Below are 14,304 nucleotides of genomic sequence, written 5' to 3' on the forward strand. Positions count from 1 at the left end.
AATTCGAACCTGTTTCGTTCGAATTCTGATACTTACTTTCTCAACGGAAACCCGAAATGCTTTAGTCTTCCGTCGCGACCGGCGCGGGGGCGGCTTCGCCCTCACCCTCGGGCTTCGCCTTGGGCTTGCGCGGGCGGCGTTGAGCGGGTTTGCGGGCCGGTTTTTCCTCGGCCGCAGCGGCCTCGGCAGCCGGGGCGGCGCTTTCGGCCTGCGACAGGTCCGGCATCATGCTGGCGCGCGGGGCCGCGTCCATCCGCGCCTCGGGCGTGTCGACAAGGCCGGGGCCGTCATCCTCGGCCCGCGTCTCATCAGGCGTGTCGGCGGGCGTATCGGCGCGGCGCTGATCCTCGGCGCGGGGACCGCGCTGATCCTCGCCCCGACGGCGGTTCTGCTGGTTGCGCTCGCCGCCCTGACGCTCCCCCCCCTGACGGTCGCCCCGGTCATCGCCGCCATGGCCGTTGGCCTGAGCGTTCTGACCGTTGCCGCCCTGATGGCCGCCGTTATTGTCGCCATTCTGCTGTTGCTGCTGCTGGCGGCTTTCCTGCTCGCGCAGCGCCTCACCCAGCATGCGGGTGTAATATTCGGCGTGCTGGAGGAAGTTCTGTTCCGCCACGCGGTCGCTGCCAAGCTGCGCGTCACGGGCCAGTGCCAGGTACTTGTCAATGATCTGCTGCGGCGTGCCGCGGACCTTGCCTTCGGGGCCGGAGCTGTCGAAGACGCGGTTGACGATGTTGCCAAGCGAACGCTGCCGGTTCGACTTCGACCGCGAGCGGTTTTTCGATGATCTCATCTGTTGTCGTTAATCCAGGTCAATCGGATGGATGAGCCTTGCCCCGATACACGACCTCACCTGGGTAATCCGGGGGGATCGTCACGTCTATCGAGCTGGGCGAGACAGTGGGGCGTTCCCGAAAGGGCCACCCTCACTGGCTTCCTGTTTGCATGTTCGGCGCGCGGGGGCAAGCAGTTTTTGCCTGTTTTTCGCGGTTTGGGCCTCTATGTGCCGAAATTCGCGCGATTGGGCCGGAAAGGTCACAGCCTGGTCAGGCCGCGCCGCAGCCCCCGCCCTCAGGCCAGCGGGCAAGGATCACCCGGTCGCGGGTGTCGAGGTCCGGGCGCACCTCGACCTTTTCGAAGCCCGCCGCCGTCAGAAGACCCGTGACCGCGGCCGCCTGCGTCGGCCCGATCTCAAGCCCCAGCCGCCCGCCGGGCATCAGCCGCGCGCCCGCCCCGGCGGCGATGGCGCGATAGGCGTCAAGCCCGTCACCGCCCGGTGTCAGCGCCGCGCGGGGTTCCCAGTCGCGCACCTCGGGGGAGAGGCCCGCCATCTCGTCTTCCGCGACATAGGGCGGGTTCGACAGGATCAGGTCGAACTTGCCCGAAATCCCCGCGAACCAGTCGGCCTGCCGGAAGCGCGCGCGTTGGGTAAGGCCCATCGCCTCGGCATTCCCTGCCGCTATGGCCAGCGCGGCGGCGGATTGGTCGGTGCCGGTGCCGGTCGCGAAGGGCATCGCCGCGAGGCAGGAGAGAAGGATGCAACCGGTGCCGGTGCCGAGGTCGAGCATCTTGACGAAGGGCCGTTCCAGCGCGGCGGCGACGAGGATCTCGGTCTCTGGCCGCGGGTCGAGCGTGTCGGCGGTGACGCGGAAGGTACGGCCGAAGAATTGCCGCTGGCCGGTGATCTGGCTGACCGGGCGGCGGGCGATCCGGTCTGCAATGGCGGCGTCGAAGGCAGCGGCTTGCGTGGGGTCGAGCGCATCGGGCAGGTGCAGGCTGACGCGGTCGGGCGCGATGCCCATCGCGAAGGCCAGCAACCGGCGCGCGTCGCGCGGCGCGTCGGGGATCGCGGCGGTGGTCAGGCGCGCGATGGCCGCGCGCAGCGCCTCGGCCGCCGTCATGCCTCCATCTCGGCGAGCTTGGCCGCCTGATCATGTGCGACCAGCGCGTCGATGACCTCGGTCAGGTCGCCCGCCATGACCTGAGGCAGCGCATAAAGCGTCAGGTTGATCCGATGATCGGTCATCCGGCCTTGCGGAAAGTTGTAGGTGCGGATGCGTTCGGAACGGTCGCCGGAACCGACCTGCGCCTTGCGGTCGGCGGCGCGTTCGCTGTCGGCCTTCAGCCGTTCGAGATCGTAAAGCCGGGCGCGCAGCACGGCCATCGCATTGGCGCGGTTCTGGTGCTGGGACTTTTCCGACGACGTCACGACGATGCCGGTCGGCAGGTGGGTGATCCGAACCGCCGAATCGGTGGTGTTGACGTGCTGCCCGCCCGCGCCGGAGGACCGCATCGTGTCGATGCGGATGTCGGTGGCGGGGATGTCGATCTCCACCTCCTCGGCCTCGGGCAACACCGCGACAGTGGCGGCGGAGGTGTGGATGCGCCCGCCCGCCTCGGTCTCCGGCACGCGCTGGACACGGTGGACGCCGCTTTCGAACTTGAGGCGGGCAAAGACCCCCTCCCCCTCGATCCTTGCCATGGCCTCCTTGACGCCGCCAAGCTCGGTCTCCGAAAGCTCCATCAGGTCGAAACGCCAGCCCTGCGCTTCGGCGTATTTCTGATACATGCGCAGCAGGTCGCCCGCGAAAAGTGCGGCCTCTTCCCCGCCGGTGCCGGGGCGGATCTCGAGGATCGCGGGGCGGGCATCGGCGGCGTCCTTCGGCAAAAGCGCGATCCGCAGCCGGTCCTCCATCGCCGGGATGCGATCCTTCAGCGCCGGGATCTCATCCTCGGCCAGGGCCTTCATCTCCGGGTCCGAGAGCATCGCCTCAGCCTCCTCCAGATCGGAGAGCGCCTGGCGATAGGCGGCGATCTCGGCCACCACGGGCTTCAGGTCGGCATATTCGCGCGAAAGCGTGGCAATCTCGGCCGGGGCCGCGCCAGCCGAAAGCTTCGCTTCGAGAAACCCGAAGCGGCGCGTGATCTGGTCGAGCTTGTCCAACGGCACCATGGCGCGGGTTTGGCCTTTGTCCGGGCGGCGGTCAAGGGGGAGAGGCCGGGGGTTTCACACCCCCGGACCCCCGTGGAGTATTTTTGAACAGAAGAAGTCAGGGGGAGAGTTGCGCCAGCCAGTCGCGAAGCCGTGCGGCATTGACGCCGAAATCGCTGCGGCCGAAGCGGAGGCGGGCGTGGAGCGTCAGGATCGTGGCGCTGCCGTCAGGCCGGGCCGCGGCGGTGGTATAGTCGGGAAAGCCGAAGAGCCTTGATCGCGTCACCCAGGTGATCATGCCCTCGCCCGCGCGGCCCGCGAGGGTCTTGGTGCGCGGGGTGGCCTGCGCGATGGCGTCAAGGCGGGTCAGGACCTGTTCCGGCGTTTCATCCGGCAGCCGCAGCGCGGCCTTGGCGCCACCTTCAAGGACGACGAGGGAAGCGCCGGGCGGCGGGGTCCCGTCGGGCCGGACATGCCACCGCGCCGGGTCCGAGGGGGCGAGCCGTATCCAGGCCAGCCCGCCAAGGACGATCAGCGCGAGGAGGAAGAGCGCGATTTTCACCCTTTCCGCCGGGTCCAGCCGTAAAGGCAGATCAGCTCATGCGCGACATGGGCGCCCGCGATGGCGGTGGCGCCGGTGGTGTCATAGGCGGGCGAAACCTCAACCACATCACCGCCGACCATGTTGATCCCGGCAAGGTCGCGCAGGATCGCCGCGACCTGCCAGCTTGCCAGCCCGCCCCAGACCGGCGTTCCGGTACCGGGCGCGAAGGCGGGGTCAAGACAGTCGATATCGAAGGTGAGATACGTGGGGCGGTCGCCGACGATGCGCTTGATCTTCGCGGTGACGGCGGCTGCGCCCGTCTCATGCACCTCGCGCGCGTCGATCACGTTCACGCCCATGAAGTCGTCGTTATGGGTGCGGATGCCGACCTGAACGGAGGTGGCGGGGTCCACGATGCCGGACTTGATCGCCTTGTAGAACATCGTCCCGTGGTCGATGCGGGCAAAGTCGTCATCGACCCAGGTGTCGGAATGCGCGTCGAAGTGCAACAGGCTGATCGGACCGAATTTTTCGGCATAGGCCTTGAGGATCGGGAAGGTGATGTAATGATCGCCGCCCAGCGTCACCGTCCCCGCCCCGGCGGCAAGGATGGTGCGGATATGGGCGGTCAGCGTATCGGGGAAGTCCGCGACCCTGGCGTAATCGAAGGCCACATCGCCATAGTCCACGATGTCCATCTCATCGAGCGGTGAGTAGCCCCAGCCATAGGGCGGATCATAGGGTTGCAGGGCCGAGGCCTCGCGCACCGCGCGGGGGCCGAACCGTGTGCCGCTGCGATGCGTCACCGCCTGATCGAACGGCACGCCGGTGATCGCCAGATCGACGCCGGTCAGGTCCTTCGAATAGCGCCGCCGAAGAAAGCTGGTGGCGCCGCCAAAGGCATTCTCGAAGGCAAGGCCGCGGCGGTCCGAACGGGTGAAGGCGAGGTCGACCTCTGTCTTCGCGTCTTCCAAAGCCATGAGGGGGCTCCGTGATGGGGTCTGGCGTCGTTCGAAGCCGGAGACGCCGCCGATCCGGGTGGCGCGGAGCCAAAGCGCTGCGGCCCGATTCGTCAAGGAAATTTGATCAAATCACGCCAGCGGTTGCGCCCTCTCGACCAGCCGGGCGAAAAAGCTCGCCCCATAGGGCGCCGCCTCATCGTTGAAGTTGTAGGCCGGATGATGCAGCCCCGCGCTGTCGCCCTGACCAAGGAAGAGGTAGCAGCCGGGGCGCTCCTCCAGAAGATAGGCGAAATCCTCGGCCCCCATGGCGCGCGCCTCATCGGTGATCTGCGCGGCCTCGCCCACGATGTCGGCGGCGACCGAGACGGCGAAACCCGCCCGGTCGGGATCGTTGACGGTGGCGGGATAGCCCCAGTCATACTCGACCTTGGCCGTCACGCCATGGGCGGCGGCGGTGCCTGCGACGATCTCATGAAAGCGGCGCTTCATCATCTCGCGCACGGCCGGGTCGAAAGACCGGATCGTGGCCGTCAGGCGGGCGGTTTCGGGGATGATGTTCGACGCGGTCCCGGCGTGGATTTCCGTCACCGAAACAACGGCTTCCATCATCGGGTTCACGTTGCGGCTGACGATGGTCTGAAGCGCTGCGGTGATGGCGACGGCGGCGGGGATCGGGTCCACGCACTCATGCGGAAAGGCACCATGCCCGCCCTTGCCGGTCAGCGTGACCCAGGCGGTATCGACGGCGGCCATGATCGGCCCCTCGGTCGTGGCGAAACTGCCCAGCGGGACCTGTGGCGCATTGTGCAGCGCATAAACCTCACCAATGCCGAACCGGTCGAGGATACCCGCCTGCACCATCGCCTGCCCGCCCGCGCCATCCTCTTCCGCGGGCTGGAAGATCAGCGCGACGCGACCGCGGAAGCGGCGCGTCTCGGCCAGGTATTTCGCCGCGCCAAGCAGCATCGTGGTATGCCCGTCATGGCCGCAGGCATGCATGACGCCGGGGATGGCAGAGGCATAGGGCAGCCCCGTCTCCTCGGTGATCGGCAGCGCGTCCATATCGGCGCGCAGGCCGATGGTCGGGCCGTCCCCCTGTCCTTTGATGATCGCGACGATGCCGCTTTCGGCGATGCCTTCATGGATCTCGTCCACGCCGAAATCGCGCAGCCGTTCGGCCACGAAACCCGCCGTCCTGTGGCAGGCAAAGCCCAGTTCCGGGTTCCGGTGCAGGTGCTGGCGCCATTCGGCCATCTCGGGGGCAAGGGCGGCAATGCGGTTCAGGACGGGCATGTGGACTCTTTCGGTCATATGGCAGAGGGTCGCCCGAGGATTGGGCGAAAAGCAGGAAGGACGCAATGGACAAGGACGCCTCGGACCGGCTGGTGCATGACCCCGAAGGCGGGATCGCGCGGCTGGTAGAGATCATGGCGCGCCTGCGCGACCCCGAAACCGGCTGCCCCTGGGATATCGAGCAGGACTTCGCGACCATCGCGCCCTACACGATCGAAGAGGCCTATGAGGTCGCCGACGCCATCGACCGCGCCGCCTGGGGCGAGTTGAAGGGTGAGTTGGGGGACCTCTTGTTTCAGGCCGTTTATCACGCGCAGATGGCCGAGGAGGCCGGGCATTTCCGTTTTGACGACGTGGTGCGCGCGATCTCTGACAAGATGGTCTCGCGCCACCCGCATGTCTTCGGCGCGGAAAGCCGCGACAAGTCGGCCGCGCAGCAGACGAAGGACTGGGAGGCGCAGAAGGCGCGTGAACGCGGGCCGCAGGGCGTGCTGGACGGCGTGGCGCTTGGCCTGCCGGCACTGGTCCGGGCGATCAAGCTGCAAAACCGCGCCGCGCGGGTCGGGTTCGACTGGCCCTCCACCGACGAGGTGATCGACAAGATCGTCGAGGAAGCGCGGGAGCTGAACGAGGCGCGGGCGGAGAAGTCCGAAGCCGAGGTCTTCGAGGAATTCGGCGATCTGCTTTTCGTCGTGGCAAACCTCGCGCGTCACTTGAAGATCGACGCGGAAGCCGCTTTGCGCTCGGCAAATTCCAAGTTCACGCGCCGCTTCGGATCGGTCGAATCCGCGCTGGCGGCCAAGGGTTGCCGCCCCGAGGACAGCACGCTGGCCGAAATGGACGCGCTTTGGGACGCGGCCAAGATCGCAGAACGCGCAGGGAAGGCCGCAAACTAATATCCGACAATTTTTGTCGTGAACTCTTGACCTACCCCGGAAGCGGTGGCAGAAGCGGCGCAGTCTTACCAACCCGAAGGACAGGAACATGTCTCTGCGCGCCCTTCCCCTGACGATGGCCATGGCCGCCCTCGCCGCCCCCGCCCTCGCCGATGAGGTCAACGTCTATTCCCTCCGCCAGCCGGAGCTGATCCAGCCCCTGGTCGATGCCTTCACCGCCAGGACCGGGATCGCCGTCAACGTCGCCCATATCGACAAGGGCATGGTCGAACGGCTTCAGAACGAGGGCGACCGCAGCCCCGCCGATGTCGTCCTGACCGTCGACATCGCGCGGCTGGCGCAGGTGGTCGAGGCGGGCGTGACGCAGCCCGTCACCTCCGACATCCTCGCCGCCAATATCCCGGCCGAATTCCGCGACCCCGGCAACCAGTGGTTCGGCCTCACCGCCCGCGCCCGCATCGTCTATGCCAGCAAGGAGCGCGTCGCCGATGGCGAGGTTACGACCTATGAGGCGCTGACCGACCCGAAATGGCAGGGCCGCATCTGCACCCGCCCCGGCACGCATGACTACAACCTCGGCCTGACCGCCGCGATGATCGTCCATGACGGGCTTGAGGCGACGAAGATCTGGGCCGAAGGGCTGAAGGCCAACCTCGCGAAAAAGCCCGAGGGCAACGACCGCGCGCAGGTCAAGTCGATCTGGGCGGGCGAATGCGACATCTCGCTTGGCAACACCTATTACATGGGTGAAATGCTGGCCGACCCCGAACAGAAAGCATGGGCCGACGCGGTGCGCATCGTCTACCCGACCTTCACCGACGGCGGCACCCATATGAACGTCTCGGGCATGGCGATGACCAAGGCCGCCCCGCACAAGGAAGCCGCGCTGGCCTTCATGGAATTCCTGTCGTCGGATGAGGCGCAGAAGATCTATGCCGAGACCAACAACGAATTCCCGGTCAAGCCCGGCGTCCCGCAATCGGCGCTGGTGGAAAGCTGGGGTCCCTTCACGCCCGATGCCATCAACCTGATGGATGTGGCGAAGGAACGCCCCGCCGCGCTGAAGCTGATGGAAGAGGTCAACTTCGACGGCTAAGCCACGACTTTAAAACCAGAAAGCCCGGCCATCCCGCCGGGCTTTTTCTGTCTGGGGGGCCATTTTCATTGTGGCCCAAATACTCCCGCCGGAGGCGTCCGACGGTGCCGCAACCGCAACGCAGGACCTATTCCGCCGCCATCGCCGGCAGCAGGTTGCCCACCACCTCGACCCCACGCATCCGCGCGATAGTGTCGAGATCGGCCACGAAACGTCCCCGAAGGTCCGACAGGTGCAGGCCCGAAAAGCCCGCCTCGCGCGGCAATTGCGGCTGAAGCGCGTGGAAGGCAAGGATCCGGTCACGCTGCCCGGCGACATAGCGGCCGCCCTGACGGTAATGGCGCTGGATCATCGCGATCCCGCTTTCGGTGATCTCCGGCGCGGGCGCCGGTTTGGCCAGTAGAGGCAGGCGGAAGCCCGGCAGCAGGTGGGCGAAGAGTTCCTCATGCGAGGGGCGTTCGGCCAGCACCGTCACATGGCGCGCCTCAAGCCCGCCCTGCATCGCCTCCACCACCTCGGCCCAGCCGCCGGTGAAATTCGCCATGCCCGGCGCGTATTCGGCGAAGGGCTCCATCTGCCGGTCCAGCGCAAAGCGGCGCCAGGCGGCGGTGAAAAGCGTGTCATAGGGTTTCACGACCACGACCAGGCGATCGACCGGACGGCCAAGGGCGGCGCGCAGCGCCTCGGCCCGTTGGCGCGCGGTCGGGTAGAAGCGCCCGCCCAGAAGCCCGGCCATGCGGCCCGCCAGATCGTGTTCGCTGATAAGATAGCGCCCGGCGCCGGTATAGCTGTCGGCCAGCGCACCGCCGATGGCGGCGACATGGTCGCAGATGTCGCGGAACTGGTGGCGCGGTTCAGGGAAGGCGCAGTCGAAGCGGCCGCCCTCGGCCCCGCCCCGGCCCGGATAGGCCATGTCGAGACCGGCGGCGTTCAGCGCCGTGCGATTGAGACCCAGCACCGTCTGGAATTCATCCGCCCCGGTGCAATGCATCCCGGCATGAACTACGATCTGGGCGTCGCGCGCGAACATCGTTTTGGCCTTTCCCCGTTTACCATTTAACTTTCCTCAGGGATTGTGGCGAAGGTTGGGCAACTTTGGGTTGTATCAGGATCATTCTTCGGGTGACCTCGTGACCTTCCCGCTCTCTGGACAATCCGCAGGGCGATGGCCACAGTCGCGGCAACGGAGGTGCCATGACTGCTCAGAAAATCATCATCGACACCGATCCCGGCCAGGACGACGCGGTCGCGATCCTGCTTGCCCTCGCCTCGCCCGAGATCGAGGTACTGGGCCTGACCTGCGTCGCGGGCAACGTGCCGCTGGCGCTGACGGCGAAGAATGCGCGGATCATCTGCGAACTGGCGGGACGGCCCGATCTGCCGGTCTATGCGGGGTGCGACCGGCCGCTGAAGCGCGATCTGGTGACGGCCGAGCATGTCCACGGCAAGACCGGCCTTGACGGCATCGCGCTGCCCGACCCGACCATGCCGCTGGCCGAGGGCCACGCGGTCGATTTCCTGATCGAGACGCTGAGGCGCGAACCGGCGGGCAGCGTCACGCTTTGCCCCATCGGCCCGCTGACCAATATCGCCACCGCGCTGCACCGCGCGCCCGAAATCGCGGGCCGGATCAGGCAGATCGTCCTGATGGGCGGGGCGTATTTCCAGGTCGGCAACATCACCCCGGCGGCCGAGTTCAACATCTATGTGGACCCTGAGGCCGCCGATATCGTTTTCCGGTCCGGCATTCCGCTGGTCGTGATGCCGCTTGACGTCACCCACAAGGCGCTGACCACCCGGCCAAGGATCGAGGCATTCCGCGCGCTTGGCACCCGCGTGGGCGAGGCGGTCGCAAGCTGGACCGATTTCTTCGAACGCTTCGACATGGAGAAATACGGCTCGGAAGGCGCGCCGCTGCATGATCCCTGCACCATCGCCTGGCTGCTGCGCCCCGACCTTTTCGCGGGCCGCGAGATCAATGTGGAGATCGAGCTTCACGGCCAGTACACCGCCGGGATGACGGTTGCCGACTGGTGGCGGGTGACGAAGCGGGCGCCGAACGCGCTGTTCATCCGCGATGTGGATGCCGACGGGTTCTATGCGCTTCTGACCGAACGGCTCGCGCGGCTGTGAGGGGGCGTAACCGCCCATTCCTTTCGCCGCGCGAATCCCTACATTGATCCCATGACGCGCGCGCTTGCCTTCGACAATTCCTATGCCCGCCTGCCGGGGCGGTTCTACCACCGCCAGCCGCCCGCGAAGGTGGCCGAACCGCGCCTGATCGCGCTGAACGACGCGCTGGCGCGGCGGCTGGGCCTTGATCCCGATGCGCTGCGCCAGCCCGGCTGGATCGCGGCCTTCGGTGGCAATGCGGTGCCTGAGGGGGCGGCGCCGCTGGCGCAGGCCTATGCCGGGCATCAGTTCGGCGGCTGGGTGCCGCAACTGGGCGACGGGCGGGCGCTGCTCTTGGGTGAACTCGTGGCGCCAGACGGGGGGCGCTTTGACCTGCAACTCAAAGGCTCTGGCCCGACGCCGTTTTCGCGCCGGGGCGACGGGCGCGCGGCCATCGGGCCGGTGATCCGCGAATATATCGTGTCCGAGGCGATGGCCGCACTTGGCGTGCCGACCACCCGCGCACTGGCCGCCGTCACGACGGGGGAGCCTGTCTGGCGCGAAACCGCCCTGCCCGGCGCCGTCCTGACCCGCGTCGCCGCCAGCCATATCCGCGTCGGCACTTTCCAGTATTTCGCCGCCCGGAATGACGTGGAGGCGCTTGGCCTTCTGACCGACCATGTCATCGCCCGCCATTATCCCGATGCCGATGGCCCGCTTGGCCTGATCCACGCCGTGACGGCGGCGCAGGCGCGGCTGATCGCGCACTGGATGTCGCTTGGCTTCATCCATGGCGTGATGAACACCGACAACATGGCGGTGTCGGGCGAAACCATCGACTATGGTCCCTGCGCCTTCATGGATGGCTACGACCCGCGCAAGGTCTTTTCCTCCATCGACCAGTTCGGCCGCTACGCCTATTCCAACCAGCCGCAGGTCGCGCTCTGGAACCTTGCGCAATTCGCCTCTTGCCTGATCCCGCTGATGGGGGATGAGGACACCGCCATCGCCGCGGCGACCGAGGCGATCAACGGCTTTACCACGGTCTATGAGGGCGAATGGCTGCGGCGGTTCGGGGCCAGGATCGGTCTGGCAGAGGCGACAACGGATGACGCGGCCCTGATCCAGCGGCTGCTGGGCCTGATGGCCGATCAGGGCGCGGATTTCACCCGTACCTTCCGGGGTCTGGCCGAGGGCATGGCGGCGGCGGAATTCGCCGACCCCACAGCCTTCGACGGTTGGGCGCGCGACTGGCGCGACCGGCTGGCGACCGAGGAGGCGCCCGACGAGATCATGCGCGCCGCCAACCCGGCGGTGATCCCGCGCAACCACCGCGTCGAAGAGGCGATCGCGGCGGCGACGGGCGGCGATTTCGCCCCCTTCGACCGGCTGGCCCGTGTCCTTTCCACCCCCTTCGACCTGGCGCCCGAGGACGCCCCCTATACGCTGGCCCCGACCGACGATCAGGTCGTGCGCCGGACCTTCTGCGGGACCTGAGATGATCCGTCTGGCGAGTTACAATGTTCACAAATGCCTGGGCATGGACCGGCGGCGGCAGCCCGGTCGTATCGTCACCGTCCTGAACGCGCTGAACGCCGATGTGGTGGCCTTGCAAGAGGTCGACCACCGCCTTGGCCAGCGCCCCACCGCCCTGCCCCCCGGCCTGATCGCGGATCATACCGACCTGTCGCCCCTGCCCTTCGCGCTTGGCCCGCAAAGCCTTGGCTGGCACGGGCAGACCATCCTTGTCCGCCGCAGCCTGACCGTTTCGGCGATCCGGCGGCTGGAACTGCCGGGGCTGGAACCGCGTGGCGCCATCATGGCGGAGGTGGAGACCGATCACGGCCCGATCCGCGTCGTCGGCGCGCATCTGGGCCTGATCCGGCGCTACCGGCTGATGCAACTGGCCGCGATCCGCGCCGCGCTGGGCCACCGCACGCCGATGCCGACCGCGATTCTTGGCGATTTCAACGACTGGTCCCGGCGCGGCAGCGGCATGGCTCTGGGGCCTGAGTACCGGATGCACACGCCGGGGCCGAGCTTTCCGGCCCCCCGCCCGATGGGATCGCTCGACCGGATCGCCATCGGCGGCGGGCTGCACCTGCATGACAGCGGCACCCATGCCACGGCCCCCGCGAGGATCGCCTCCGACCACCTGCCGATCTGGGCCGAGGTGACGCTTTCGGGGCCTGCGACGATTGCACCCGCCGCCGCTTCGGGCCAGCATGGGCGCTAAAGCGTTTCGGGTTGTCATTGAGAAAGTAACTATCAGAATTTGAACGAAATAAGTTCGAATTCTGATTCAGTGCAAACCCGAAATGCGCTAAGCCAAGCGGACCGCCCATGACCCAGACCCTGACCACGATCCTCGCCTTCGACATCCTGCCCGACGGCACCACCCGCCCGGTGACCGAGGATTGGCCCGCACCGGCCCCCGCCGGGGACGCGGTCTGGCGCTGGCTTCACTGTGACCGCACCACGCCCGCCTTCGCCGCATGGAGCGCGCAGCACCTGCCCGCCCCGGTGCGCGAAGCCCTCTTGCTGGCCGAGACGCGGCCCCAGGGCGATCCGATGGCCGAGGGGCTGATGGTGGTGCTGCGGGGCATGAACCTGAACCCCGGCGAGGATGAAGAGGACATGATCGCGATCCGCCTCTGGGTCGGGGAAAAGATCGTCGTCTCCACCCGCCTGCGCCGGATCCGCGCGCTGGATACGCTGCGGGCGGAGTTTGAGGCCGGCCACGGCCTGCCCTCACCCGGTGCGCTGCTGGCCCGGCTGGCCGACGCTCTGACCGCCCCCATCGAGGAAGCGGCGGGGGAGCTTGAGGACCGCACCGACGCGCTGGAAGAGGCGCTGTTCGAACCCGGCGGCAGCGATGGCGATGCCCCGGAAACCGAGGTCGCCCGGATCGCCCGGTCGGTCCTGAAGATCCGCCGCCACCTGGCCCCGCAACGCGACGCCATGGCCCGCCTCGCCGCGCTGGAGACGCCGCTGATCGGCGCGGCGGAACGCTACGGGCTGCGCGGCACCTCGCTGCGCACCACGCGGGTGGTCGAGGAACTGGACGGCGTGCGCGAACGGCTGATGAGCCTGCGCGCCCATGTCGATTCGATCCACGCCGCGCGGATCGGGCGCAACGGCTATGTCCTGTCGGTCGTCGCGGCGATCTTTCTGCCGCTGGGCTTCCTGACCGGACTTTTCGGCGTCAACCTCGGCGGCATTCCGGGATCTTCTTCGCCAACCGGCTTCCTCCTGCTTTCCGCAGCACTTGTGCTGATCGGGATCGCGCTTTGGGCGGTGCTGCGCTGGCGCCGCTGGTTCTGATCCCGCTTGCCACGCCCGCCCCGGCAGGGTAATCAGCATCCGACGCGGGTGTAGCTCAATGGTAGAGCAGAAGCTTCCCAACCATCCGTTCAAATCGCGCATTTCACTTGAAATTCAAGCGGATGACCGCGACAGAATCCCCAAATTGTAGGCATTCTGTAGGCGTTTTGGTCGCTCGCCTACAGTGTCGAGCGATGCGCCTGCAATGGGATCGGGGAGGATGGAGCGGGCGAGCGGACTCGAACCGCCTTCGCTGGCTTGGGAAGCCAGGGCACAACCCATATACCACGCCCGCATGACGCGGTGTCTATCCGCGCCAGCCGTCATTGTCCAGTGTGCCATCGAAGGAATTCTTCTTCCGCAAGTTCTCGGCGGCGGTGAGCACCTGCAAGTTCAAGGGGACATGCAAGCCGCAGACATTGGGATGCACCAGCGGAACGATGTGGTCAACGTGATGGACTTCGCCGGTGGAAAACGTCAACCTCGCGCACTCGTCATAGACGGCGCGAAGGGCCTCGCGATCCACCCAGGCTGGCATGGCGTTCATCTCGGCGGCGCGGCGGGCGGCGGTATACTCGCGCACCCGGTCTGGGTTTTCTTGTTCCCACTCTTTGATGCGGGCGATCCGGCGAGGCTTGTTGTCTTGATGCCACCGCGCCTTGTTCGCCCGGTCGCGCTCTCGAACCTCGGGGCGTGACTGATATTCCTGGACATACGCCTTCACGGAGGGATTGCTGTGGTAGCGGTTGCGCTCGTATTCCCGCGCTTTCTCCCGCTGGCCAGGCCGCTTAGCAATCTCGCCCTGCATGAACCTTTCGCAGGCCATGCAGTGCCCGTCCCGCGTCGTGCGAATGTCGATATGCCCCCGCTTGCAGGGCCTGCCCGTGAAGTACTTGTGCGAGCCGGTGCCGCGAGCCTCCGGCGCGCTCCCCGGCAGCAAGAGCCATTCCGGCCGTCCCGCATCCTGGGCTGCTTTCTCTCGGGTCATCGCACCCTCCTTCGTTCAGGGCAAACGATGACATTGGCTTCGGCACTGCCGCAAAGGATGTCCGAGGTAGAACACCAGGCAATCCAGGTGGCGATAAGGCCGGATCAGAAAAAAGTGATACCGGGTCTTGTATCTTGCAAACGAGCACCCACCTCATGAA

14 protein-coding genes and 1 tRNA gene are annotated in these 14,304 nt (G+C 66.9%); 6 read left to right on the plus strand and 9 right to left on the minus strand.

Annotated features, from left to right (window positions below; translation table 11 throughout):
• Positions 1-61: 61 nt before the first annotated feature.
• The 6 genes from LX70_RS02635 to LX70_RS02660 form a co-directional block, all read right to left on the minus strand.
• Positions 62-790 carry a DUF4167 domain-containing protein gene (locus LX70_RS02635; protein WP_105512973.1) on the minus strand — a complete coding sequence of 243 codons (729 nt, stop codon included), beginning with the start codon at positions 788-790 and terminating at the stop codon, positions 62-64.
• 253 nt (positions 791-1,043) lie between these two features.
• The gene (prmC, locus tag LX70_RS02640) at positions 1,044-1,898 is read right to left on the minus strand and encodes a peptide chain release factor N(5)-glutamine methyltransferase (RefSeq protein ID WP_105512974.1); all 855 of its coding nucleotides are present in this window, start codon (positions 1,896-1,898) and stop codon (positions 1,044-1,046) included.
• Entirely contained in the window at positions 1,895-2,950 is a 1,056-nt protein-coding gene (gene prfA, locus LX70_RS02645) for a peptide chain release factor 1 (protein ID WP_105512975.1), read from the minus strand. Before prfA ends, prmC begins: the two co-directional genes overlap by 4 nt.
• Positions 2,951-3,047: 97 nt before the next feature.
• Complete coding sequence (locus tag LX70_RS02650; protein WP_105512976.1) at positions 3,048-3,491, minus strand: DUF1499 domain-containing protein; 444 nt, start codon at positions 3,489-3,491, stop codon at positions 3,048-3,050.
• Positions 3,488-4,453, minus strand: coding sequence for an agmatinase (speB, locus tag LX70_RS02655; RefSeq protein WP_105512977.1), 966 nt, complete (start codon positions 4,451-4,453; stop codon positions 3,488-3,490). Before speB ends, LX70_RS02650 begins: the two co-directional genes overlap by 4 nt.
• A gap of 111 nt (positions 4,454-4,564) precedes the next feature.
• Positions 4,565-5,728, minus strand: a complete 1,164-nt coding sequence (locus LX70_RS02660; protein ID WP_105513562.1) for a M20 aminoacylase family protein — start codon at positions 5,726-5,728, stop codon at positions 4,565-4,567.
• Positions 5,729-5,793: 65 nt separating this feature from the next.
• On the opposite strand from LX70_RS02660, the gene mazG reads away from it, so the two are divergent.
• Together mazG and LX70_RS02670 are read left to right on the plus strand one after the other, a co-directional pair.
• On the plus strand, positions 5,794-6,624 hold the full coding sequence (gene mazG, locus LX70_RS02665) for a nucleoside triphosphate pyrophosphohydrolase (RefSeq protein WP_105512978.1): 831 nt from the start codon (positions 5,794-5,796) through the stop codon (positions 6,622-6,624).
• An 88-nt stretch (positions 6,625-6,712) separates the two neighbouring features.
• Positions 6,713-7,720, plus strand: coding sequence for a Fe(3+) ABC transporter substrate-binding protein (locus LX70_RS02670; RefSeq protein ID WP_105512979.1), 1,008 nt, complete (start codon positions 6,713-6,715; stop codon positions 7,718-7,720).
• A 127-nt stretch (positions 7,721-7,847) separates the two neighbouring features.
• On the opposite strand, the gene LX70_RS02675 is transcribed toward LX70_RS02670, so the two are convergent.
• A complete protein-coding gene (locus LX70_RS02675) occupies positions 7,848-8,750 on the minus strand; it encodes a hypothetical protein (protein WP_105512980.1) in 903 nt (300 codons plus the stop codon).
• 164 nt (positions 8,751-8,914) lie between these two features.
• Between LX70_RS02675 and LX70_RS02680 the strand changes: the two genes are divergently transcribed.
• The 4 genes from LX70_RS02680 to LX70_RS02695 all read left to right on the plus strand — a co-directional run bounded on the left by LX70_RS02680 (position 8,915) and on the right by LX70_RS02695 (position 13,156).
• Entirely contained in the window at positions 8,915-9,853 is a 939-nt protein-coding gene (locus tag LX70_RS02680) for a nucleoside hydrolase (protein ID WP_105512981.1), read from the plus strand.
• A gap of 51 nt (positions 9,854-9,904) precedes the next feature.
• Entirely contained in the window at positions 9,905-11,329 is a 1,425-nt protein-coding gene (locus tag LX70_RS02685) for a protein adenylyltransferase SelO (protein ID WP_105512982.1), read from the plus strand.
• Between the two features lies 1 nt (position 11,330).
• The gene (locus LX70_RS02690) at positions 11,331-12,068 is read left to right on the plus strand and encodes an endonuclease/exonuclease/phosphatase family protein (protein WP_105512983.1); all 738 of its coding nucleotides are present in this window, start codon (positions 11,331-11,333) and stop codon (positions 12,066-12,068) included.
• A gap of 107 nt (positions 12,069-12,175) precedes the next feature.
• Positions 12,176-13,156 (plus strand): CorA family divalent cation transporter, encoded by a 981-nt coding sequence (locus LX70_RS02695; protein WP_105512984.1) that lies wholly within the window; start codon positions 12,176-12,178, stop codon positions 13,154-13,156.
• Positions 13,157-13,377: 221 nt separating this feature from the next.
• Here the strand turns inward: LX70_RS02695 and LX70_RS02700 are convergent.
• Positions 13,378-13,451, minus strand: a tRNA-Gly gene (locus LX70_RS02700).
• 12 nt (positions 13,452-13,463) lie between these two features.
• Positions 13,464-14,144, minus strand: a complete 681-nt coding sequence (locus tag LX70_RS02705; RefSeq protein WP_105512985.1) for a hypothetical protein — start codon at positions 14,142-14,144, stop codon at positions 13,464-13,466.
• Positions 14,145-14,304: the final 160 nt, after the last annotated feature.

Source organism: Albidovulum denitrificans (assembly GCF_002973535.1).
Lineage (GTDB): Bacteria > Pseudomonadota > Alphaproteobacteria > Rhodobacterales > Rhodobacteraceae > Albidovulum > Albidovulum denitrificans.